Genomic DNA, 21,545 nt, shown 5'->3' with positions numbered 1-21,545 from the left:
CTGGGTCTGGTGGCCGGGCGGGTGCGGCTCGGGCCGGGTGGCGCGGGTGCGGTCAGCCGTCGCGGCTCACGAGCGTGCCAATCTTCTCACCCTGCACGGACCGGGCGATCGTGCCGGGCGTGGAGAGGTTGAAGAACACCATGGACATGTTGTTGTCGCGGGCCAGGCTGATGGCCGTCGCGTCGGCGACCTTGAGGTTGCGCGCGAGGTACTCGTCGTAGCTCAGGTCGTCGAACTTCACGGCGTCGGGGTTGTCCTTGGGGTCGGAGTCGTAGACGCCGTCCACGCCCTGCTTGCCCATGAGGATGACCTCGCACCGCGTCTCAAGGGCACGCTGCGCGGCCACCGTGTCGGTGGAGAAGAACGGCATGCCCGCACCGGCACCGAAGATCACGACGCGACCCTTCTCCATGTGCCGGATGGCCCGCCGCGGGATGTAGGGCTCGGCGACCTGACCCATCGTGATGGCGGTCTGCACGCGGGTCTCGACACCCTGCTGCTCGATCAGGTCCTGCAGCGCGAGGCAGTTCATCACCGTGCCGAGCATGCCCATGTAGTCGGCCCGGGCGCGCTCCATGCCGCGCTGCTGCAGCTCGGCGCCGCGGAAGAAGTTGCCGCCACCCACCACGATGGCGACCTGGACGCCGCTGCGGGCGACCTCGGCGATCTCCTTGGCGATCGCGCTGATCACGTCGAGGTCGAGCCCGACCTGTCCGCCTCCGAAGACCTCTCCCGAGAGCTTGAGCAGGACACGGCGGTAGGCGGTCACAGGTGTTCCCTTCGACGAGAGGTGGGTCGGGGCCAACCTACCGGTGAGTCACCCGTACCCGCGAACGAGGTGGGTGCCCCGGTGGCCGTCCTCCGTCTGGTCGCCGGGCAGCGGGGCTGCACGGGCGTCGTACGACGACGGGGCCGGTACGACGTCCGTCGTACCGGCCCCGTCGGGGTGCCGTGGGGCAGGGTGCCTGGATCAGGCGCCGACCTCGAAGCGGGCGAACCGCTTCACGGTGGTGCCGGCCTCGTCCAGGACGGCCTTGACCGACTTCTTGGACTCGGTGACCGACTCCTGCTCGAGCAGGACGATCTCCTTGAAGAACCCACCGAGGCGACCCTCGACGATCTTGGCGATCGCCTGCTCGGGCTTGCCCTCCTCGCGGGTCTTCTGCTCGGCGATCGAGCGCTCGGACTCGACGACGTCGGCCGGGACCTCGTCGCGGGTGAGGTACTGGGCCTTCATCGCCGCGATCTGCATCGCGGCGGCGCGGGCGGCAGCCTCGTCACCCTCGAACTCGACGAGCACGCCGACGGCGGGCGGCAGGTCGGCGGCACGACGGTGCATGTAGGTGACCGTGTTGCCCTCGAAGTAGGCGACCTCGCCCAGCTCGATCTTCTCGCCGATGGTGATGGCCAGGTCCTCGACGACCTCGCCGACGGTCTTGCCGTCGAGCTCGGCGGCCTTGAGGGCCTCGGTGTCGGCGGCCTTGACGGAGTCGGCGACCTCGGCGATCTGCTGCGCCTTGGCGATGAACTCCTCGTTCTTGGCGACGAAGTCGGTCTCGCTCTTGAGCTCGACCAGGGCGTTGCCCGCGGTGGCGACGAGGCCGGCAGCGGTCTCGCGCTCGGCACCGCGGGCGGCGGCCTTGGCGGCGCCCTTCACGCGGAGCAGCTCGACGGCCTTGTCGAAGTCGCCGTCCGTCTCGGTCAGCGCCTTCTTGCAGTCCATCATCCCGGCCTGGGTCAGCTCACGGAGCTTCTTGACGTCGGCGGCGGTGAAGTTGGCCATGGTCCTTCTTCCTGGAAGTAGAAGTGGGTGGTTGCCGGAGAGGAGGAGGTCAGTCCTTGGTCTCGGCGTTGACGAAGCCGGCGGCCTCGGCGGCCTCGGCGGTGCGGAACCACACGTCGGCGTTGGTGCGCTCGAACCAGGGGCTGGTGGACGCGTGGAACTTCTTGGAGTTCTCGTTGCCCTTGATCTCGAAGCCCTCGGGAGCCGAGCCGTCCTCACGCGCGGCGGCCGAGTCGGCGCCGTAGGGGGCCTCGGACTTCTCGTCGGACTTCTCCTCGGCCTTCTCCTCGGTCGCGGCCTCGGCAGGAGCCTCGGTCTTGGCCTCGGCAGCGGCGTCGGCGGCGGGCGCCTCGGACGCGGCACCGGTGGCCTCGGCAGCCGGGGTGTCGTCGGTCTTGGCGTCGCCACCGGTGGCCTCGACGGCCGCCTTCTCGGCGTCACCGGCGAGGAGCTCGCGCTCCCACTCGGCGAGCGGCTCGGCGTCGGTCGACTCGGTCGAGCCGGTCTTGGCGCCGGAGCGGGAGATGAGGCCCTCGGCGACGGCGTCGGCGACCACGCGGGTCAGCAGGCCGACGGCGCGGATGGCGTCGTCGTTGCCCGGGATCGGGAAGTCGACGAGGTCGGGGTCGCAGTTGGAGTCGAGGATGCCGATGATCGGGATCCGCAGCTTGCGGGCCTCCTCGACGGCCAGGTGCTCCTTGTTGGTGTCGACGATCCACACGGCGGAGGGCACCTTGGACATCTCGCGGATGCCGCCGAGGGTCTTGTCGAGCTTGTCGCGCTCGCGCTTGAGCTGCAGCAGCTCCTTCTTGGTGCGACCCGAGCCGGCGACGTTGTCGAAGTCGAGCTCGTCGAGCTCCTTGAGGCGGTTGATCCGCTGGTGCACGGTCTGGAAGTTGGTGAGCATGCCGCCGAGCCAGCGCTGGTTGACGTAGGGCATCCCGACGCGGGTCGCCTGCTCGGCGATGGCCTCCTGGGCCTGCTTCTTGGTGCCGACGAACATCACGACACCGCCCTTGGCGACGGTCTCCTTGACGAAGGCGTAGGACCGGTCGATGTAGGCCAGCGACTGCTGCAGGTCGATGATGTAGATGCCGTTGCGCTCGGTCATGATGAAGCGCTTCATCTTGGGGTTCCAGCGACGGGTCTGGTGACCGAAGTGGACGCCGCTCTCGAGCAGCTGGCGCATGGTGACGACTGCCATGTGATTCTCCTGTGTGGTGGAGGCGCTCACCGTGTGCCCGACCTTGTGGCAGGCCGGACCGGGATCGCTCTCCGATTGATTTCCAGTTGATGCGGCCGACGGGTGCCGGTCGCCCTGACGCTCGCGCGCGATCCGATCCGACCGGGTGGTGCTGGTGCGGAACCGAGGAGTCGCGCCCACGGGTGATCGGTCTCCACGGAGAGAGTCCGTCGCGGTCTGTGAGCGTGCGAAGTCAGCCCATGGGTGGATCCGGGTGGTGCCGGGCTGCTCCGCGAATCGTAGGCCACCCGTGGCGCGGCGAGCCAATCGAGGTGACGACGAGTCCGCGAGGACTCCACAGGGCCTTGCCCCGGTCGTCTCGTCCACAGCCTGCGACGGACCGGTCGTGCCCGGTCCGCGTCCGGCGGACCCTCGGTCCCATGACCTCGCGCGCCCCGTCCTCCCCCGCTCCCCGGAGCGAGCCATCGACCGCGCCCGGGACCGTTCCCGGACGGGGTCCGGGATCGGTCGGGTCGCCGGTCCGCGGGGTGTCGCCGGCGTGCGTGCCCCTGACGCAGACGCTCCTGGCCCTGGCGGTCCTGGCCTCGGCGGTCCTGGCCCCGGTGGTCCTGGCCCCGGTGATCCCGGCCTCGGCGGTCCCGGCGCCGGCCGCCGCCCAGCCGGACGACACTCCGCAGGGAGAGTGGCCGCTGGACCCGCGTCCGGAGGTGGAGGCAGCCTTCGACCCGCCCGACGACCCGTGGGGGGCCGGGCACCGGGGTGTCGACCTCGCCGGCCGGATCGGTCAGCCGGTGCGCTCGGCCCTGCCGGGCGAGGTGCGCTTCGCCGGCCGGATCGCCGGCAAGCCGGTGGTGACCGTCGCGCACGGCGACACCCGGACGACCTACGAGCCGGTGGTCGCCACCGTCGAGGTGGGGACCAGGGTCTCGGCGGGCGGCGTCATCGGCGCGCTCGACCTGCCCGGCAGCCACTGCTTCCCCCGGGCCTGCCTGCACTGGGGCTGGCTGCGCGGTGACACCTACCTCGATCCCCTGGACCTGGTCGGCGGCGGTCCGGTCCGGCTGCTGCCGCTGTGGCGCGACGAGCCCGTCGCGGCCGGCGGCTGGCGACCTCCGGTGCACCCCTACGCCGCGTGGCTGCCGCCGCTCCCCGCTCCGCCGGTTCCGGCGCCTGTGGTCTCGGCTCCCCCGTCAGCGGGTGGCCGCCCGGTCGGCTCGCTCCCCTGACCTGCTCCGACGTCATACGCCGCTACACCTATCGGTCACCTCCCACATGACCTCCGAGCGAACGTCGTACGTGGGTGCACGCACCGGTCGCGTCACGCATGACGTCCGACGGGACGTCGTACGCCGGCGCACCCCTGGGTCGCTCGACGTATGACGTCCCGGCGTCCGGGAGCCGGCCGGGCGCTCAGGCGCGCGGGTGCGCCTGCCGGTACGCCGCGCGCAACCGGTCGGTGGTGACGTGCGTGTAGAGCTGGGTGGTGGCCAGCGAGGCGTGGCCGAGCAGCTCCTGCACCGATCGCAGGTCGGCACCGCCCTCGAGCAGGTGGGTGGCGGCGGTGTGACGCAGGCCGTGCGGCCCGATGTCAGGGGCACCGGGCACGTCGGCGATGCGCCGGTGCACGAGCTCGCGGACCACCCGCTGGTCGATGCGTCGACCCCGGGCGCCGAGGAAGAGCGCCGGCCCCGCGCCCTGGACGACCAGGCCGGGACGGCCGAGCTCGAGCCAGAACTTCAGGGCCCGGGCCGCCGGCCGGCCGTAGGGAACGGCACGCTCCTTGCGTCCCTTGCCGAAGACCCTCACGACCTGGCGGTCGCGGTCGAGGTCGTCCACGTCGAGGCCGACGAGCTCGCCGACCCGGATGCCCGTGGCGTAGAGCAGCTCGAGCATGGCGACGTCACGCAGCCCGACCGGGCTGCCGTCGTCGGCCAGCTCGGCGGCGGCGCGGATCAGGTCGGCCGCCTCGTCGGCGCGCAGCACCGGCGGCAGGGTCTTGTGCTGCTTGGGCGATCCCAGCGAGGCGCCGGCGTCGGCCGGCGCCCGGCCGGTGCGGTGCAGCCAGGCCGTGAACACCCGCGCCGCCGTGGCGCGCCGGGCCAGGGTCGTGCGCGACTTGCCCAGCGTCTGCTGCTTGGCCAGCCAGGAGCGCAGCGCGCGCAGGTCGAGGTCGGCCAGGTCCTCGAAGCCGAGCCGATGAGCGTGGTCGAGCAGCGAGGACACGTCACCGAGGTAGGCGCGCACCGTGTGTGGGGTGAGGTCCCGCTCGGAGACGAGGTGCCGCTCGTAGTCGCCCAGCAGGCGGGCGAACCCCTCGGGGAGCCCCTCGGGCTCGGGCACGTCGACGGACTCACTCACCCACCGATCGTAGGTCGGGCGCCGGGTCCGGCCCGTGAGGCTCGTCGCGGGCCAGTCGCCAGCCCTGCTCGGTGCGGCACACCCAGCCCCCGGACGCGAGCCGCTCGAGCGCGCCCTGGACGTGCTGGAGGGCGATGCCCGCGGCGACCGCGATGCTGTCCGCGCCGGCGGGACGGCCGACCGGGACCGCGTCGAGCACCCGGCGGTCCCGGACAGGGAGGCGATCCCGCGGACGGGTCGGGGCGCGGCGCACGTCGAGGAGGTGCTCGCCCGCCGCGCCGACCAGCTCGAGCACGTCGGCGCCCTGGGTCACCAGGTGCATCGACCCCGCGCGGATCTTCTCGTGGACACCTTGCGAGGTTTCGCTGGTGACCGGGCCCGGGACGCCCATCACCACCCGGTTGAGCCCGACGGCCCACCCGGCGGAGCTGAGGGCACCGCTGCGCAGGGCGGCCTCGACCACGACGGTGCCGACCGACAGCGCCGCGATGAGCCGGTTGCGCCCCAGGAACCTCGAGCGCAGGGGTGCGCTGCCCGGCGGCACCTCGGAGACGACGAGACCCGTGGCGACGATGTGGTCGATCAGCGGTCGGTTGGCCGCGGGGTAGGCGCGCTCGGGACCGCAGGCGAGCACCGCCACCGTCGAGCCGCCGGCCGCCAGCGCCCCCCGGTGGGCGGCCTGGTCGATGCCGGCGGCGGCGCCCGAGACGACGACCATGCCGGCGCGGGCCACCGCCCCGGAGAGATCGGCGGCCACCCGCTCGCCGTAGGTCGTGGACGACCGGGCGCCGACCACCGCCACCATCGGGGGCAGCTGGTCGAGCCGCAGCGGGCCACGCAGCCAGAGGCCGACCGGGACCCCGCCGAGCCCGGACTGGTGGGCGGCTTCGGTGGCGAGGTCGTCGAGCGCCCCCGGCCACTCCGGGTCGCCGGGGACGACGAAGCGGATCCCCAGCCGTTCGGCCCGCTCGAGCTCGCGCACGGGATCCACCGACCCGAGGCGCTGGGCCAGGTCGCGCTGGGCGTCGTCCAGGGTCGCCTGGCCCAGCAGCCCGTCGAGGACCGCCGCGGCTCCGAGGTCGCGGACCAACCCGCACAGCCGCGGGTCCCCCGGCTCACCGATGCGACTCAGCACGACCCGGACGAGCCGGTCCGGCAGGCCGCTCATCCGGCCCGCCTCACGTCGGCGCCGGACAGCGGCTCGGCGGTGCGCAGGCGCAGGGCCACGTCCACCTCGTCCACTCCCGGTCTCTCGACCTCGCGGAGGTCGGCCACGGTCCACGACAGTCGCTGGACCCGGGTGACCCCGCGCCGGGTGAGGGTCCCGGCCCGCAGACGGTCCTCGAGCAGCTGCTGCCCGGCGTCCTCGAGCGGCCACTCACGAGCCAGGACCGGCCCCGGGACGAGGCCGTTGAGCAGCCAGGACCGGCCGGCGTACCGGAGTGCCTGGGCACGTCGCGCCCGCTCCACCCTGGCCCGCACCGTGGCCGAGTCGACCCGCGGGGCGAACCGGTCGTGCGCCGCCCCGGCGCTCACCGGCTCGACATCGCGCCAGATGTCGATGCGGTCGACGATCGGCCCCACCAGCTTGCGCCGGTAGCCGGCGCGCACGGGCTCGGAGCAGGTGCAGGCCACGTTGACGGAGGCGCTGAAGTTTCCGCACGGGCACGGGTTGGCCGCCAGCACGACCATGGAGCGGGCGGGGAAGGTCGCGGACTCCTCTCCCCGCGCCAGCGTCACCTCGCCGCTCTCCAGCGGCTGCCTCAGGGCGTCGATGAGGTCGGCGCGGAACAGGGGGAACTCGTCGAGGAACAGCACGCCGTGGTGGGCGCGGCTGATGCCACCGGGACGGACCCGCCCGGTGCCGCCGCCGAGCACGCTGGCCTTGCTGGCGTCGTGGTGCGGCGCGAAGTAGGGCGGGCGGCGCACCAGGCCGTCGCCGTCCCGCAGCAGCCCGGCCAGCGAGTGCAGGGCCGTCACCTCCAGGGCCTGCTCGGTGGTGAGGTCGGGAAGGATGGTCGGCAGCCGCTCGGCCAGGCTGGTCTTGCCCGCCCCGCGGGGTCCGTTGAGCATCAGGTGGTGGCCGCCGGCCGCCGCCACCTCGAGGGCGTACTTGGCGTCCTCCATCCCGTCGAGGTCGTCGAGGTCGAGCAGGTCGACCGCACCCCGCCCCGGTGGCAGCAGCGACGACCTCACCGGACCCGCGACCGGCGCCGCCTCCGGCACCTCGTCCCCGTTGAGCTGGGCGACGACCTGGGCGAGGGAGCGCATCCCGAAGACCTCCATGCCCGGGACCATCGCGGCCTCCCGGGCCTGCGACTCCGGCACGAAGACCCGGGTGATCCCCCGCGCCGAGGCGGCGATGACCATGGGCAGCACGCCGGTGACCGGACGCAGGCTGCCGGACAGGCTGAGCTCGCCGATGAAGACCGTGTCGGCCAGCGCCGCCGCGGGCACCGCACCGCAGGCGGCCCGGACGCCGACGGCGATGGCGAGGTCGAAGTGCGTGCCCGACTTGGGCAGGTCGGCCGGCGCCAGGAGCACGGTCACCCGGTAGGTGGCCGGCCACGTGTCGTCGGGCGTCGGGGCGGAGTTGTTGATCGCCATCCGGACCCGGTCGCGGGCCTCGTGCAGCGACGCGTCGGGGCGCCCGACCACGTAGGTGCCGACGGTCCCCCTGGAGACGGCCACCTGGACGTCGATGAGGTGCCCCTCGGCGCCCAGCAGCGCGATGCAGCAGGCGGTGGCGACCTGCATCAGGTCAGCCCCGGGACGTGGTCGATCTCCACCGGCCCCCGCCGTGGGCGGATGACGCACACCATGTCGAGCCGGACGTCGAGCGGCCGAACCTGGTGGGCGTGCAGCCAGCGGGCCGCCAGGGCCCGCATCCGGGCCACCTTGCGCCCGGTCACCGCCTCGTGCGGGGTGCCGAACGCGGTGCTGCTCCGGGTCTTGACCTCGCAGATCACCAGGGTCGAGCCGTCCCGCAGGACCAGGTCGATCTCCCCGATGTCGCAGCGCCAGTTGCGGTCGAGCACCGTCATGCCCAAGCGGGACAGGTGACGGGCGGCGAGCTCCTCGCCGTAGGCCCCGAGGAGCTGCCTGGGGGTGGGCGCGGGGCTCGGCCGGGGGCCGGGCGGGTGGGCTGTGGTCATGGCGGGCCTCCTTCGTGGAGACCAGCACAGCGGGGAACGCGGACAAGCGGGCGGCGGGGCCGCGACGCTGTGGACAGGCGACGGACGGACCGGACCTGGGGACGGCAGGTGGCCCGCGGCCACCCCGGCTCATCCCTTGGGAGGGTCGATCTCCTGGGGGGCGAGCTCCTCGACGTTGACGTCCTTGAAGGTCAGCACCTTGACGTTCTTGGCGAAGCGGGCCGGGCGGTACATGTCCCAGACCCAGGCGTCGGCCATCGAGACCTCGAAGAACACGTCACCGTTCTCGGTGCGTGCCTTCACGTCGACCTGGTTGCAGAGGTAGAAGCGGCGGTCGGTCTCCACGACGTACTTGAAGATGGAGACGACGTCGCGGTACTCCCGGTAGAGGGTGAGCTCCATCTCGGTCTCGTACTTCTCGAGGTCCTCCGCGCTCATGCGTCCTCCTCCGTGTCTGCCTCGTGGACCGTCCACTCACCGGCCCCGTGCTCGGCGTTCAGGTCGACAGTAGTGGCAGGCCCGAGCGTCGGCTCCAGCCCGGCCGCGCGCCGGACGTTGACGAACCGCATCCGGTGCACCGGCGACGGCCCGTGCGCGGTCAGCGCGGCGGTGTGGACGTCGGTGATGTAGCCCTTGTGCGTCTTGAAGTCGTACGCCGGGTAGTCGGCGTCCATCGCCGTCATCAGGCGGTCCCGGGTCACCTTGGCGAGCACCGAGGCGGCCGCGATGCACGCCGCGACCCGGTCCCCCTTCCAGACCGCGAGCCCCGGCACCTCGAGGCCGTCGACGGGGAAGCCGTCGGTGAGGACGTAGGACGGGCGGGTGTCCAGCAGCGCGACGGCCCGCCGCAGCGCCTCCACGTTGGCCACGTGCATCCCGAGCCGGTCGCACTCCTCGTTGCCGATGACGACCACCGACCAGGCCACGGCGCGCCGGACGACCTGGGCGTAGACCCGTTCCCGCGCGGCCTCGGTCAGCAGCTTGGAGTCCGCCAGCCCGGGCACGATGCCGGCCCGGCCCGCCGGCAGGATGCAGGCACCGGCGACCAGCGGCCCGGCGCACGCGCCGCGACCCGCCTCGTCCACCCCGGCGACCGGGTCGATCCCGGCCCGGCGCAGCGCGCGCTCGTAGCCGTAGAGCCCGGCGTCACGGCGTACGGCCGGACCGGTCGGGAGGTGCGGCACGGCGTCCAACGTGCTCACCTGCCGGCTCACGAGGCGTCGGGCACGTCCTCGAACGTGCCCGGGCGCGTCACCCAGTCGAAGCGGTCACGGGGCCACAGGAGCACGAAGACCTTGCCGACGACGAGGTCCGCGGGGACGAACTCGGGGCCGGGGACGCAGTCGGTCTCCTTGTCCGGGTTGCACATGCGCAGGCTCGAGTCGGCGGAGTGGGCGCGGTTGTCACCCATCACGAACAGGTGGCCCTCCGGCACGGGCTCGGAGGTCCAGTCCTTGCCGCACTGGTTGACCATCGGGCCCGCGCACTCGACGGACTTGTCCTGCTTGACGTAGGACTCCTCGTCGAGCGGCTCGCCGTTGACCATCAACCGGCCCTGCTCGTCGCAGCAGCTGATCACGTCGCCCTCGACGCCGATCACCCGCTTCACGAGGTGGCCGCCGGTGGGGTACAGCCCGATCTTCGACAGCATGCTGGCCAGGGTGCCGGTGGGGCCCGAGGAGTCCTGGGGAGGCAGCCAGCCGCCCGGGTCCTTGAAGACGACGACGTCGCCGCGCTGGGGCTCCCCGCCGCCCCAGTAGGACACCTTCTGCACGAGGATCCGGTCGTTGCGGACCAGGCCGGGCTCCATCGACTCCGAAGGGATGTAGAACGCCTGGAGGAAGAGCGCCTTGATGACGATCGCCAGCACCAGTGCGACGCCCAGGAGCAGGACCGTCTCCTGCCACAGCGGCAGCTGGCGACGGGACGACCGGCCCCTCCCCGCGGCAGGCTCGTCCGCCGACGACCTCCGGGCAGACGACGACCGCGGCTCCTCCTCGTCCATGTCGGTCGGGGTGGAGCCGCGGTCGGAAGATGTCACGCGCAGAGACTATCCAGAGGTTGGCTGATCTCCGCTGTCGACGACGCGGTGCGGGCGGTCTCAGCCCTCGCGGCGCTCCTTGATCTTCGCCTTCTTGCCGCGCAGGTTGCGCAGGTAGTAGAGCTTGGCGCGACGGACGTCACCGCGGGTCACGACCTCGATGGTCTCGAAGATCGGGGAGTGCAGCGGGAACGTGCGCTCGACGCCGACACCGAACGAGATCTTGCGGACGGTGAAGGTGCGGCCGATGCCCGAGCCGTGGACGCGGATGACGACGCCCTGGAACACCTGGACGCGGGAGCGGCTGCCCTCGACGACCTTGACGTGGACCTTGACGGTGTCGCCGGCGCGGAAGTCGGGGACGTCGCTGCGCAGCGTGTCGCTGACGAGCTCATTGAGAACGTTGGTCATGCTTGCTCCTCACGAGTGCCACAGGCCAACCGCGGAATCGGGTGGTTGATCGGGTGGTCCCGCCGTGCTGGCCGGCGGCGTCGCGCACCCCCTGTGGCAGGTGTTCGTCGCAGATCCCCCGCGTGCGTGCTCCGGGGCGATCCTTTGGCCGGCAGGACCGAAGGACGAGTCTGCCAGACCGGCGCGCACGCCGCGAAATCGGACCTCAGCGCCCCACGCGGGGGCGCGCCTTGGTGAGCACCACCGCCCCGGGTGGCGCCTTCAGGTCCGGCCGCAGGCGGTAGCCGGCCTTCTTGTACATCCGCTGGTTGGCCGCGCTGCGGGCCCCGGTGAAGAGCAGGTACGTCGTGGCGTCCGGCGGCGCGGCCGCCTCGGCGTGCTCGAGGAGCAGCCGGCCCAGGCCCTGTCCCTGGAGGTCGGGCGCGACCATGAGCCGGCCGATGTCCCAGCCGCCGCGGCTGGTCAGGCGGGCGCGCACCGAGCCGACCAGTCGGCCGGCCCGTCGCAGCACCCACGTCCGGTGGGTGGCGAGCCCGGCCACCACGTCGTCCAGCGTCTCGGTCAGGGCGGGAATGACCACGCCCGGGTTGGCCTCCAGCTCCTGGAGCCAGCACGCGCGCTGGAGGGTGTAGATCTCCCCCGCGTCCGCAGGCGTGGCCGCCCGCACCTCCTCGCCGCCGGGCACGGAGGACGCCGCGACGAGGTCGGGACGGCGCTCGGCCGTGCGGCGTACGGCCCGCTCGCGACGCCAGGCCGCGATCCGGCCGTGGTCACCGGAGAGCAGCACCTCGGGGACGTCGTGGCCGCGCCAGCTGGCGGGCTTGGTGTAGACGGGGTACTCCAGCAGCCCGTCCTCGTGCGACTCCTCGACCAAGGACTCGGCGTTGCCCATGAAGCCCGGGACGAGCCGCACGACCGCCTCGGTGATCGCGAGCGCGGCGACCTCTCCCCCGTTGAGCACGTAGTCGCCCAGCGAGACCTCGCGGACCTCGCCCAGCGTGGCGGCGTGCTCGATCACCCGCTGGTCGATCCCCTCGTAGCGGCCGCACGCCAGGACCAGGTGGTCCCGCGTCGACAGCTCGCGGGCCAGCGCCTGGGAGAACGGCTCGCCGCTGGGCGTCGTGAAGATGATCGTGGGCCGGTCGGTGGCGACCTCGTCGAGGGCCTCGCCCCACGGGCCGGGCTTCATCACCATCCCCGCCCCGCCGCCGTACGGCGTGTCGTCGACGGTGCGGTGCCGGTCGGACGTCCACGACCGCAGGTCGTGCACGTGCAGGTCGAGCAGTCCCTTGGCGCGGGCCTTGCCGGGCAGGCTCAGCGACAGCGGGGCGAGGTAGTCGGGGAAGATCGTGAGGACGTCGATCCTCACTGCGCCGCCTCGTCCTCGTCGGGGTACGGCGCCACGAGGCCCGGTCGGTCGGCGACCACGACCCGGCCGCCGGCGACGTCGACCTCGGGGACCAGCGCGGCCACGAACGGCACGAGCGTGTCGCGGCCGTCGGCGGTGCGGATGGCCAGCAGGTCCTGCGCGGCGCCGTGCTGGACCCCGGTCACCTCGCCGAGGAGGGTGCCGTCGAGGTCGTGCGCAGCCAGCCCGACGAGCTGGTGGTCGTAGTACTCGTCGGGGTCGTCCGGGACCTCGTCGGCGGCGATGGTCGTGTGCAGGACGATCCCCCGGGCGGCCTCGGCCGCGTTGCGGTCGGGGATCTCCTCGAAGCCGGCGAGCAGGACGTTCTGGTGCCACTTGGCGCGGGACACCGTGAGCGTCCGCAGCGGGCTGTGGGACCCCTGGGGCGGCTGCGCCCGCAACGTCGTACCGGGGGCGAACCGGCGCTCCGGCTCGTCGGTGCGCACGTCGATCGTCACGTCGCCACGGATGCCGTGCGGCTTGCCGATGCGACCAACCACGACCTCGATGTCTTCCACGGCGTCAGGGTATCGGGGGCAGTCGGAATCACCGCTTCAGCGGTGACCTTGGCGCTTGCTGGCCGAAATTTCGGCCAGCAAGCGGAGGAATCCCCGCTGAAGCGGTGATTCCGACCGGCCAGCCCGGAATGCGGCAGGCGCCCCTCCCCGGTGCGGGGAGGGGCGCCTGCATGGCTGCTGCTCAGCGTCGGCGGTCGACGTCCACGAAGTCGATCCGCGCGCCGCCGCGGCCCGCGAGGGCCGAGATGACGGTGCGGAACGCGGTGGCGGTGCGGCCGTTGCGGCCGATCACCTTGCCGAGGTCGTCGGGGTGCACCCGGACCTCGAGGATCGAACCGCGACGCAGCTGCTTGTCGCGCACCGAGACGTCGTCGGGGTTGTCGACGACGCCCCGGACCAGGTGCTCGAGCGCCTCGGCGAGCATGGTGCTCAGGCCTCGCTCTTGCCGGCGTCCTCGGCCGTGACGGTCTCGGCCGTCTCAGCGTCGGTCGCGGCACCCTCGGGGGTCTCGGAGGCGGGGACGGGAGCGGGCTCCTCGGCCTTGGGCTCCTCGGCCTTGGGCTCCTCGGCCTTGTCGGCCTTCTTCTTGGCGGTCACCGCGGCGCCCTTGGGCTCCTTGGCGGCCTCCTTGAGGGCCTCGTTGAAGATCTCGAGCTTGTCGCGCTTGGGCTCCTTGACCTTCAGGGTGCCCTCGGCGCCGGGCTCGCCCTTGAACTTCTGCAGGTCGCCGGTCACCTTGAGGATGGCGGCCACGGCGTCGCTGGGCTGCGCGCCCACGCCGAGCCAGTACTGCGCCCGCTCGGAGACGACCTCGATGTACGAGGGGTCCTCCTTGGGGTGGTACTTGCCGATCTCCTCGATCACGCGACCGTCGCGCTTCTTGCGCGAGTCGACGACGACGATGCGGTACTGCGGCACCCGGATCTTGCCCAGGCGCTTCAAACGGATCTTGACGGCCACGTCTGTGGTGTCTCCTTGCGAGTGGAAGGTGGTGAGGGGCCCGCAGACCAGGTGGGGACCGGGTCGGACTTCCTCGGGGGGCGCACCGACGACCGGGATAGAGGGTCCGTCCGTCGGCGCGACTCAGCGAGACATTGTGCCAGAGCACCGGTACGCCGCCCAATCCGGCACGAGGGAAGCGCGATCGGCGGGTGTCCGGTCAGGCGTCGAGCCCGATCGAGCGCCGGAAAGCCTCGACCCCCTCGACCTCGAGGACCTGCGGCCCACGTCGGAACGCCTCGGGGGTCAGCAGCAGCTGGGCCATGTCGGCCTGCCCGCCCCGACGGCTGTGGCGGACGGTGCCGTTGGCGACGTACCCGACCTTGGCGCTCACCCGCAGCGACGCCGGGTTGTCGGTGAACGCACCGGACGTGATCTCGGTGAAGCCGACGTGGTCGAAGAGGAAGGCACACATGACCTGGCGCATCGCGGTGCCGAGCCCGCGGCCCTGGTGGGCGCGGCCCAGCCACGAGCCGCTCTCGCCGGTGCGGGTCACCAGGAAGTCCTCGGTGCCGACGCCCTGGACGCCCACGAGCTCGCCGCGGTGCAGCACGGCCAGGTTGAGGCGCCAGGACGTCGGCGAGAAGTCGGCGCGACAGCGCCAGTGGTACTGCGCGAAGCTGCGGTGGAACTCGTCCGGCGCGGTGTCGGTCCACGGGAACGAGAACGGCATCCGCTCCGGCTCGTGCACCCCCTCCGCCGCGAGGTCGGCCAGCGCGACGACCAGGTCGTCGGTGATGCCGCGCAGCTCGAGGTCGCCGGCGCGGACGCGCAGGCCGAGGGCGGGCAGGACGTCGGCCAGGTCGGTCATGGCGTCATCCCACACGCCACACCAGTCCCGCGGCAAACCCGTTTCCCGCAATCCGTCCCCGTCCCGCCCGCGGCGCGCAGACAATGGTCCGGGCCGCCCCCGCGGCCCGTCCCCCCGCCACACCCCGAGGAGTCCCCGTGACCCACTCCCGTGCACGCCGCACCATCGCCGCCCTGGTCGGGTCGGCCGCCCTGGTCGCCGCGCCGCTGGCCGTCTCGCCGGCCGAGGCCGCCGAGCGCCCGCGGACCGAGAAGCCGGCCAAGGCTGACAAGGCCGACAAGGCGAAGGCGCCGAAGACCAAGCAGCTGCTCAGGACGGCGGCCGGCAAGGACAAGCGCCTGGCCCGGCTGAGCACCAGCAAAGCGGTCACCCGCCTCGACGACGCCTACGAGCCCGACGTCGTCGCCGGGATCGAGGCCAGCCGCGACGCGCTCGCCACCATCGCGACGGCCCTCGAGTCCGCCGACACGACCCTCGACACCCGTGCCGCGGCCAAGGAGCTGCGCACGTTCCGCGTCGAGAACCACCGCCTCGTCGTCAACGTCGTCGCGAAGGCCGACCGGGTCCTCGACGAGGCGACCGCCGCCGGTGACAGCGGGACCGCCGCCCTGGACACCAGCGCCATCGACGCCGCGCTCGCCGTCACCGCCACCTCGCCCAAGAGCGAGATCAAGGCAGCTCGCGCGGCGCTCGACGCCCTCGAGGACGAGACCGACGAGACCGAGGACGACGCCGTCCCGGCGTCCTGACCCGGCTGCCCCGCGACCGTCAGGCTGCGCGGCCGGCCACCAGCCGGCCGCGCAGCACGACGTACGACGGCTCGTGCAGGACCGTGAGGTCCGCCAGCGGGTCGCGGGGGTAGACCACGAAGTCGGCGGGCGCCCCCTCGCTGAGCACGGGGTTCCAGCCCAGCCACTCCCGCGCCCGCCACGAGGCGGCCCCCAGCGCGTAGTCGGCCGGCATCCCCAGCCCGGCCATCGCCACGACCTCCCCGGCGATGTTGCCGTGCCGGCTCACTCCCCCGCCGTCCGAGCCGGCGTAGAGCGAGACCCCCAGCTCGTGGGCCGCCATGATCGTGTCCCGCTGGCGGGCGTGCAGGTCGCTCATGTGGCCGGCGTAGCGCGGGAACTTGTCGCGGCCCGCCTCGGCGTACTGCGGGAACTTCTCGATCTGCATCACCGTGGGGACCAGCGCGATGCCGCGCTCGGCCATCGTCTGCGCGAGGTCGGTCGAGAGCCCGGTGCCGTGCTCGATGCAGTCGATCCCCGCCTCGATGAGGCCGGGCAGCACCCGCTCGCCGAAGCAGTGCGCGGTGACCTTGGCGCCGTGCTCGTGCGCGGCGGCGATCGCGGAGGCGAAGTCCTCGGCGGGGAAGCTCGGCGCCAGGTCGCCCTCGTCGCGGGAGATCCAGTCCCCGACGAGCTTGACCCAGCCGTCCCCCCGGCGCGCCTGCCGGACGACCGTCTCCACCAGGGACTCGGGCTCGACCTCGTCGGCGTAGTTGCGGATGTAGCGACGGGTGCGGGCGATGTGCCGGCCGGCGCGGATGAGGCGCGGCAGGTCGTCGCGCTCGTGGATCCAGGCGGTGTCGGCCGCGGAGCCGCAGTCGCGGATGAGCAGGGCTCCCGCGTCCCGGTCCTGGACCGCCTGCGCCTCGGTCTCGGCCTCCCCGACCGCGCCGTGGTCGTCGAGCCCGATGTGGCAGTGGGCGTCGACCAGGCCGGGGACGATCCAGCCGCGGGCCTCGGTCGTGGCGCCGGGCTGCGGCTCGTAGGTGACGGTGTCGCCGACGACGTAGAGGTCGCGCGCCTCCCCGTCGGGGAGGACAGGTCCCGAGAAGCGCAGGGCAGTCATGGGCCCGACCGTAGCGGTAGCGGACCTGCCGCCCGACGACGTGCCTTCCCATTTGGGCGATGACAACCCGGGGCGCGAGGGCGAGAGTCGAAGCGCGCTCCGTCGTCCTCCGGAGGTGTCACCCATGCACAGAAGCCGCGTCTCGCTCGCCCTTGCCCTCGCCACCGTCGCGTCCACCGCGCTGGCCACGGTCCTGTCCGCGCCGGCCCGGGCGGGGCATCCGACGGACCAGCCGACCGACCCGCCGTGGACGACCGTCGCGTCGGGGCTGGACAACCCGCGGCACCTCACGTTCGCCGGCCACTCGCTCTACGTCGCCGAGGCCGGGCGCGGCGGCACGGGGCCCTGCATCGAGGGTCCCGAGGGCCCTGACGGGCCCGAGGTCTGCTTCGGCCTGTCCGGCGCGATCACCCGGGTCAACCACTGGGGCCAGGAGCGGGTGGTCAGCGGACTGCCCTCCCTCGCCGAGGCGGAGGGGACGGCGGCGATCGGGCCGTCGGACGTCGCGGCCTTCTCGCACCACCGCTACGTCGCGACCATCGGGCTCGGCGCCCCGCCGGAGAAGCGGGCGACGTTCGGTGAGGCGGGTGCCGCCCTCGGAACGGTGGTCACCGGTCACTGGTGGAGCGGGAAGCCGCGGGTGGCGGCCGACCTCGCGGCGTACGAGGAGGAGAACGACCCGGACGGCAACGGTCCCGACTCCAACCCGACGGGCATGCTCCTCGAGCGCTGGTCCGCCGTCGTCACCGACTCGGGTGGCAACACCCTGCTGCGGGTCAAGCCCGGCGGCAAGGTCGAGACCCTCGCGGTGTTCCCCGACACGGACGTGCCCAACCCGCCGTTCCTGCCCCCGGGCACCACGTCGATGCAGGCGGTGCCGACGTCGGTGGTCCGCGGCTACGACGGCGCCTACTACGTGAGCCAGCTGACCGGCTTCCCGTTCCCGGCCGGCGGCTCGAGCATCTGGCGGGTCGTCCCGGGTGAGGAGCCGACCGTGTGGGCGACCGGGTTGACCAACGTGACCGACCTCGCGTGGTACCACGGCTCGCTGTACGCGGTGCAGATCTCGGCCGCGGGCCTGCTCAACGAGCCCGAGGGCGCGCTCCCGACGGGCTCGCTGGTGAGGATCGAGAAGGGCAAGGCACCCGAGACGGTCGCCGAGGGCCTGCCCGCGCCGTACGGCGTCGCGCTGCGCCGGGGCAACGCCTACGTCACGACCTGCGCGGTGTGCCCGGGCGGCGGATCGGTGGTGTCGATCGACCTCTGGTGACGGCGCCCGGCCAGCCGGGCCGGCCGGCTCAGCGGAGCTGGTCGAGGAGCCACGAGGGGCTCATCGCTCGGGCGCCGAGCCCCTCGCACCGGCCGCGCAGGACGTGGTCGGCGCTGATGAGGACGACGCTGTCGCCCCTCTCCCGGTGGGCGGCGACCTCCGCGATGATCGCGGAGTCGCCGTCCTTCGGCGCGTGCACGGTGCGGACGTGCTGGTCGCGGCCCGGGCGCACGCCGGCCTTGGCGCCACCCTCGAGGACGAGCACGATCAGGTCGTACGTCGTGTCGCCCACGAGCAGCTTCTCGTGCAGCCGGCGCGCGGCGCCGGCGCGGTCCTTCCACCAGCCGTCCGGCACGGAGCCGACGACGTTGGCGGCGTCGACGACGAGCACCGACCTGGCCGCGCGGGCCATCACTTGAGGAACTTGGAGAAGTCCTTGGGGAGGTCGAGCGCCGCGGCCGCCTTCTCGTAGTCGACGTCGTCGCCGGTGCCGAACGGGTTGGCGGGCGCCTGGGAGGCGGCGGCCTTCTGCGCGGCCGCCTGCTGGGCCGCCTTGGCCGGGTTGCCCGAGGTGCGCTTGCCCTTCGCCTTCTTGGGCTGTGCCTTGGCCTTGCCGCGCTTGCCGGCGCCCGGCATGCCCGGCATCCCCGGCATCCCCGGCATCCCCGGCATCCCCGGCATGCCGCCGCCCTTGGCCATCTGCTCCATCATCTTGCGGGCCTCGAAGAAGCGGTCGACGAGCTGGTTGACGTCGGAGACCTGGCGGCCCGAGCCGCGCGCGATGCGGGCCCGGCGGGACCCGTCGATGATCTTGGGGTTGTCGCGCTCGGCCGGCGTCATCGACTGGATGATCGCCTGGATCCGGTCGATCTCGCGCTCGTCGAAGTTGTCGAGCTGGTCGCGGAACTGCCCCATCCCGGGCAGCATCCCCATGATCTTGGACATCGACCCGAGCTTGCGGATCTGCTGCATCTGCTGGAGGAAGTCCTCCAGCGTGAACCCGCCCTTGGTGCCGAGCTTCTCGGCAGCCTTGAGGGCCTCCTCCTGGTCGAAGGCCTTCTCGGCCTGCTCGATCAGGGTGAGCACGTCGCCCATGTCGAGGATGCGCGAGGCCATCCGGTCGGGGTGGAAGAGGTCGAAGTCGGTCATCTTCTCGCCGGCGGAGGCGAACATGACCGGCTTGCCGGTGATCGAGGCGATCGAGAGGGCGGCACCGCCGCGGGCGTCACCGTCGAGCTTGGTCAGCACCACGCCGTCGTAGCCGACGCCGTCGAGGAACATCTGGGCCGTGGTGACGGCGTCCTGGCCGATCATCGCGTCGACGACGAAGAGCACCTCGTCGGGCTGCACGGCGTCGCGGATGTCGGCGGCCTGCTTCATCAGCTCGGCGTCGACGCCGAGGCGGCCGGCGGTGTCGATGATGACGACGTCGTGGACCTTGCGCTTGGCCTCCTCGACCGACGCGCGAGCGACGGAGACGGGGTCGCCGACGCCGTTGCCGGGCTCGGGCGCGAACACCGGCACGTTGACGCGGTCGCCGTTGACCTGCAGCTGCTGGACGGCGTTGGGTCGCTGGAGGTCGGCGGCGACGAGCATGGGGGTCTTGCCCTGCTCCTTGAGCCAGAGCGCGAGCTTGGCCGCCAGCGTCGTCTTGCCGGCGCCCTGGAGGCCCGCGAGCATGATGACGGTGGGCCCGGTCTTGGCGTAGCGCAGCCGGCGGGTCTCGCCGCCCAGGATCGCGACGAGCTCCTCGTTGACGATCTTGACGACCTGCTGGGCCGGGTTGAGCGCCCCGCTGACCTCCTCGCCGCGAGCACGCTCCTTGACGGCGGCGACGAACTCCTTGACCACCGGCAGGGCGACGTCGGCCTCGAGCAGCGCGATGCGGATCTCGCGTGCGGTGGCGTCGATGTCGGCCTCGGACAGCTTGCCCTTGCCGCGGAGGTTCTTGAAGGTGTCGGCGAGCCGGTCGGAGAGAGTGGCGAACACGTGTGGTCAGTCCTCGGGGTCGTTCACGGGTGTCGTAAGACGGAGCGCGGACGGTGCCGCACGGTCCGGCAAGCCTAACCGCCGGGAGGAGAATGGACGGATCCAGCACGACCGTGCGGGAACCGCGAGCCGACTCCGGGTGTCGTCACTGCAGGGAGCGAGACGCTCCGGGAGAGGTGGGCAGTGGGCGGACGGGACCTGATTGACGAGCTGTACGACGCGTCGTACGGACGTCTCGTCGTGCAGATGCTGGCCCTGTGCGGCAACCAGGCCGACGCGGAGGACGCGGTGCAGGAGGCTTTCGTCCGGGCCCTCCTCCACCGGGAACGGTTGGCCCACGCGGATCGTCCCGAGGCCTGGCTGCGCACCGTGGCGCTCAACCAGCTCCGCAACCACTGGCGGCACACCAAGGTGGCGCGGCGTCTGCTCGTCCAGGTGCCCGGACCGCGGGCGGGGCTGGACCTGGGCCCCGACCACGTCGCCCTGGTGGCCGCCCTGCAGCAGCTCGACGCCACCAGCCGCGAGGTCGTGGTGCTCCACCACCTGGCTGGGCTGTCGGTCAGCGAGGTCGGCCACCAGCTGGGGATGCCCGAGGGCACCGTGAAGTCGCGGCTCTCCCGTAGCCGTGCCCGACTGGCGGGCCTGCTCGACGACCAGCATGACGACAGGGAGGTCGAGCCCCGTGCCTGACGTCACCGAGCTCCTGGACTACACCGCGCAGGTCCGCCGGCCGTCGCTGGACGAGCTGGAGCGGGTCGCCGTTCGGCGTCGGCGTCGCGTCGCGACCGCGGCGACCTCGGCCGTGGTCGCCGCCGGGCTGGCGATCGTCCTGGCCACCGCCCCCCTCGGGACCCGGGGAGCCTCCCCCGCTCCGGTCGCCCCGGAGCCGTCCCTCACGCGCTCGCTGCCCCCGGATCCGCGTATTCCCACTCCGCCCCCGCCGGATCGGACGACCGGTCCGTTCCCGACCCTGACCCCGGAGGAGATCAGGAGTCATCCGGACGCGGAGGCCCCCCGCAACTCCATCCCCGTGACGGCGGCACCCGGAGTCGCCGCGCGGGTCTGGTCGGTGTGCCTGGCCGACTGCTCGCGCGACACCCTGCACCAGGAGGGTGAGCTGCAGGAGGCACTGGAGGTGAGCAGTGACAACTTCCGGACCGGCGCGCTGCACCCGATCGGTGCCACGGGGGCGAACATCAGCCACGTCATCGGTGACTGGTTCGTCACGGACGGCTTCGCCGGAGCGACCCTGGTCGGCTCGGGTGGGGAGAGCCGGACGCTGGAGCGCGGCGAACCCGTCGTCGTCACCGAGATCGCCGGACCTCTCGTGTACGGGGTCCAAGGAGTGGCATATGTCGACCTCGAGGCGCGGGTGCTGCACCCGATCGAGAGCCCGGACGGCTCCCTCTGGGACTGGTGGGGAGCGTCCGACAGCTGGTTCTGGGGAAGCGTCTCCCTCGCCGACGAGACCGGCAGGTGGACGCGCCACGGGCTCACCTGGCGCAACCCCGACGGCTCGTTCGGCGTCCGGATGCTGCCCATCGGTGGCGGGCGGTCCGGGTTCCAGATGCCGAGGACCGGGGTCCCGGGCACCATGGCAGCCATCGACTTCGGGTGGCCCCGGATGATGCACATCAGCACCGACTACGGTGCGACCTGGGAGGTGCGGGAGACCCCGCTCGACACCCTGTCGGGCAGCCGCCTGCCGCCGGACTGGCGGAGCTGGCCACGCGCGTGACGCCCC

The 21,545-nt window shown here is 72.7% G+C and carries 24 protein-coding genes and 1 pseudogene; 5 read left to right on the top strand and 20 right to left on the bottom strand.

All coding sequences use genetic code 11. From position 1 onward, the window contains the following. Positions 1–52: 52 nt before the first annotated feature. The 3 genes from pyrH to rpsB all read right to left on the bottom strand — a co-directional run bounded on the left by pyrH (position 53) and on the right by rpsB (position 2,987). Complete coding sequence (pyrH, locus tag DAI17_RS04710) at positions 53–769, bottom strand: UMP kinase (protein WP_107771655.1); 717 nt, start codon at positions 767–769, stop codon at positions 53–55. A 201-nt stretch (positions 770–970) separates the two neighbouring features. Further along, positions 971–1,783, bottom strand: a complete 813-nt coding sequence (tsf, locus tag DAI17_RS04705) for a translation elongation factor Ts (protein WP_107771654.1) — start codon at positions 1,781–1,783, stop codon at positions 971–973. 49 nt (positions 1,784–1,832) lie between these two features. Then, the gene (rpsB, locus tag DAI17_RS04700) at positions 1,833–2,987 is read right to left on the bottom strand and encodes a 30S ribosomal protein S2, sunset domain variant (RefSeq protein WP_107771653.1); all 1,155 of its coding nucleotides are present in this window, start codon (positions 2,985–2,987) and stop codon (positions 1,833–1,835) included. 542 nt (positions 2,988–3,529) lie between these two features. Here rpsB and DAI17_RS04695 point away from each other — a divergent pair. After that, positions 3,530–4,213 carry a M23 family metallopeptidase gene (locus tag DAI17_RS04695; RefSeq protein WP_234412196.1) on the top strand — a complete coding sequence of 228 codons (684 nt, stop codon included), beginning with the start codon at positions 3,530–3,532 and terminating at the stop codon, positions 4,211–4,213. Positions 4,214–4,397: 184 nt separating this feature from the next. On the opposite strand, the gene DAI17_RS04690 is transcribed toward DAI17_RS04695, so the two are convergent. From DAI17_RS04690 to DAI17_RS04630, 14 genes and pseudogenes are all read right to left on the bottom strand, one after another. Continuing rightward, positions 4,398–5,345, bottom strand: coding sequence for a tyrosine recombinase XerC (locus tag DAI17_RS04690; protein WP_234412195.1), 948 nt, complete (start codon positions 5,343–5,345; stop codon positions 4,398–4,400). After that, positions 5,338–6,513, bottom strand: a complete 1,176-nt coding sequence (gene dprA, locus DAI17_RS04685) for a DNA-processing protein DprA (protein ID WP_107771651.1) — start codon at positions 6,511–6,513, stop codon at positions 5,338–5,340. Before dprA ends, DAI17_RS04690 begins: the two co-directional genes overlap by 8 nt. Then, positions 6,510–8,102 (bottom strand): YifB family Mg chelatase-like AAA ATPase, encoded by a 1,593-nt coding sequence (locus tag DAI17_RS04680; RefSeq protein WP_107771650.1) that lies wholly within the window; start codon positions 8,100–8,102, stop codon positions 6,510–6,512. The genes dprA and DAI17_RS04680 overlap by 4 nt, the downstream gene beginning before the upstream one ends. Next, positions 8,102–8,500, bottom strand: coding sequence for a YraN family protein (locus DAI17_RS04675; RefSeq protein WP_107771649.1), 399 nt, complete (start codon positions 8,498–8,500; stop codon positions 8,102–8,104). The genes DAI17_RS04680 and DAI17_RS04675 overlap by 1 nt, the downstream gene beginning before the upstream one ends. Positions 8,501–8,629: 129 nt before the next feature. Further along, positions 8,630–8,938: a DUF2469 domain-containing protein gene (locus DAI17_RS04670; RefSeq protein WP_056885608.1), complete on the bottom strand. Its 309-nt coding sequence runs from the start codon at positions 8,936–8,938 to the stop codon at positions 8,630–8,632. After that, the gene (locus DAI17_RS04665; protein ID WP_107771793.1) at positions 8,935–9,684 is read right to left on the bottom strand and encodes a ribonuclease HII; all 750 of its coding nucleotides are present in this window, start codon (positions 9,682–9,684) and stop codon (positions 8,935–8,937) included. Before DAI17_RS04665 ends, DAI17_RS04670 begins: the two co-directional genes overlap by 4 nt. 26 nt (positions 9,685–9,710) lie before the next feature. Further along, positions 9,711–10,541 (bottom strand): signal peptidase I, encoded by an 831-nt coding sequence (gene lepB / locus DAI17_RS04660; protein WP_234412193.1) that lies wholly within the window; start codon positions 10,539–10,541, stop codon positions 9,711–9,713. A gap of 60 nt (positions 10,542–10,601) precedes the next feature. Further along, positions 10,602–10,952, bottom strand: a complete 351-nt coding sequence (rplS, locus tag DAI17_RS04655) for a 50S ribosomal protein L19 (protein ID WP_107771647.1) — start codon at positions 10,950–10,952, stop codon at positions 10,602–10,604. A 205-nt stretch (positions 10,953–11,157) separates the two neighbouring features. Continuing rightward, a complete protein-coding gene (locus tag DAI17_RS21495; protein WP_267894710.1) occupies positions 11,158–11,493 on the bottom strand; it encodes a GNAT family N-acetyltransferase in 336 nt (111 codons plus the stop codon). Between the two features lie 135 nt (positions 11,494–11,628). Next, positions 11,629–12,321 (bottom strand): annotated as a pseudogene (trmD, locus tag DAI17_RS21490) (tRNA (guanosine(37)-N1)-methyltransferase TrmD); the annotation flags it as partial. Beyond that, complete coding sequence (rimM, locus tag DAI17_RS04645; RefSeq protein WP_199904929.1) at positions 12,318–12,878, bottom strand: ribosome maturation factor RimM; 561 nt, start codon at positions 12,876–12,878, stop codon at positions 12,318–12,320. The gene rimM and the pseudogene trmD, both read right to left, overlap by 4 nt. Before the next feature lie 181 nt (positions 12,879–13,059). Continuing rightward, the gene (locus DAI17_RS04640) at positions 13,060–13,302 is read right to left on the bottom strand and encodes an RNA-binding protein (RefSeq protein WP_107771645.1); all 243 of its coding nucleotides are present in this window, start codon (positions 13,300–13,302) and stop codon (positions 13,060–13,062) included. 5 nt (positions 13,303–13,307) lie between these two features. Then, positions 13,308–13,838 carry a 30S ribosomal protein S16 gene (gene rpsP, locus DAI17_RS04635; RefSeq protein ID WP_107771644.1) on the bottom strand — a complete coding sequence of 177 codons (531 nt, stop codon included), beginning with the start codon at positions 13,836–13,838 and terminating at the stop codon, positions 13,308–13,310. Positions 13,839–14,037: 199 nt separating this feature from the next. Beyond that, positions 14,038–14,688 (bottom strand): GNAT family N-acetyltransferase, encoded by a 651-nt coding sequence (locus tag DAI17_RS04630; RefSeq protein ID WP_107771643.1) that lies wholly within the window; start codon positions 14,686–14,688, stop codon positions 14,038–14,040. Between the two features lie 137 nt (positions 14,689–14,825). Between DAI17_RS04630 and DAI17_RS04625 the strand changes: the two genes are divergently transcribed. After that, positions 14,826–15,437: a hypothetical protein gene (locus tag DAI17_RS04625; RefSeq protein WP_107771642.1), complete on the top strand. Its 612-nt coding sequence runs from the start codon at positions 14,826–14,828 to the stop codon at positions 15,435–15,437. Positions 15,438–15,456: 19 nt separating this feature from the next. Here DAI17_RS04625 and DAI17_RS04620 read toward each other — a convergent pair whose 3' ends face one another. After that, positions 15,457–16,542 carry an amidohydrolase family protein gene (locus DAI17_RS04620; protein WP_107771641.1) on the bottom strand — a complete coding sequence of 362 codons (1,086 nt, stop codon included), beginning with the start codon at positions 16,540–16,542 and terminating at the stop codon, positions 15,457–15,459. Between the two features lie 124 nt (positions 16,543–16,666). Here DAI17_RS04620 and DAI17_RS04615 point away from each other — a divergent pair, with 124 nt between their 5' ends. Then, positions 16,667–17,812: a ScyD/ScyE family protein gene (locus tag DAI17_RS04615; RefSeq protein WP_159081356.1), complete on the top strand. Its 1,146-nt coding sequence runs from the start codon at positions 16,667–16,669 to the stop codon at positions 17,810–17,812. Between the two features lie 28 nt (positions 17,813–17,840). Here the strand turns inward: DAI17_RS04615 and DAI17_RS04610 are convergent, their stop codons facing one another. Both DAI17_RS04610 and ffh read right to left on the bottom strand, forming a co-directional pair. Further along, entirely contained in the window at positions 17,841–18,224 is a 384-nt protein-coding gene (locus DAI17_RS04610; protein ID WP_107771639.1) for a hypothetical protein, read from the bottom strand. Then, positions 18,224–19,801, bottom strand: a complete 1,578-nt coding sequence (gene ffh, locus DAI17_RS04605; RefSeq protein WP_107771638.1) for a signal recognition particle protein — start codon at positions 19,799–19,801, stop codon at positions 18,224–18,226. Before ffh ends, DAI17_RS04610 begins: the two co-directional genes overlap by 1 nt. 183 nt (positions 19,802–19,984) lie before the next feature. Between ffh and DAI17_RS04600 the strand changes: the two genes are divergently transcribed. Further along, positions 19,985–20,491, top strand: a complete 507-nt coding sequence (locus DAI17_RS04600; protein ID WP_199904928.1) for an RNA polymerase sigma factor — start codon at positions 19,985–19,987, stop codon at positions 20,489–20,491. Beyond that, entirely contained in the window at positions 20,484–21,539 is a 1,056-nt protein-coding gene (locus DAI17_RS04595; RefSeq protein WP_107771637.1) for a hypothetical protein, read from the top strand. Before DAI17_RS04600 ends, DAI17_RS04595 begins: the two co-directional genes overlap by 8 nt. Positions 21,540–21,545 lie beyond the last annotated feature (6 nt).

Origin of the sequence: Nocardioides sediminis (assembly GCF_003047295.1) — a bacterium.
GTDB classification, from domain to species: Bacteria; Actinomycetota; Actinomycetes; order Propionibacteriales; family Nocardioidaceae; genus Nocardioides; species Nocardioides sediminis.
Note: the sequence above shows the minus strand (reverse complement) of the source record. Positions and strands in the feature narration are given on the sequence as shown.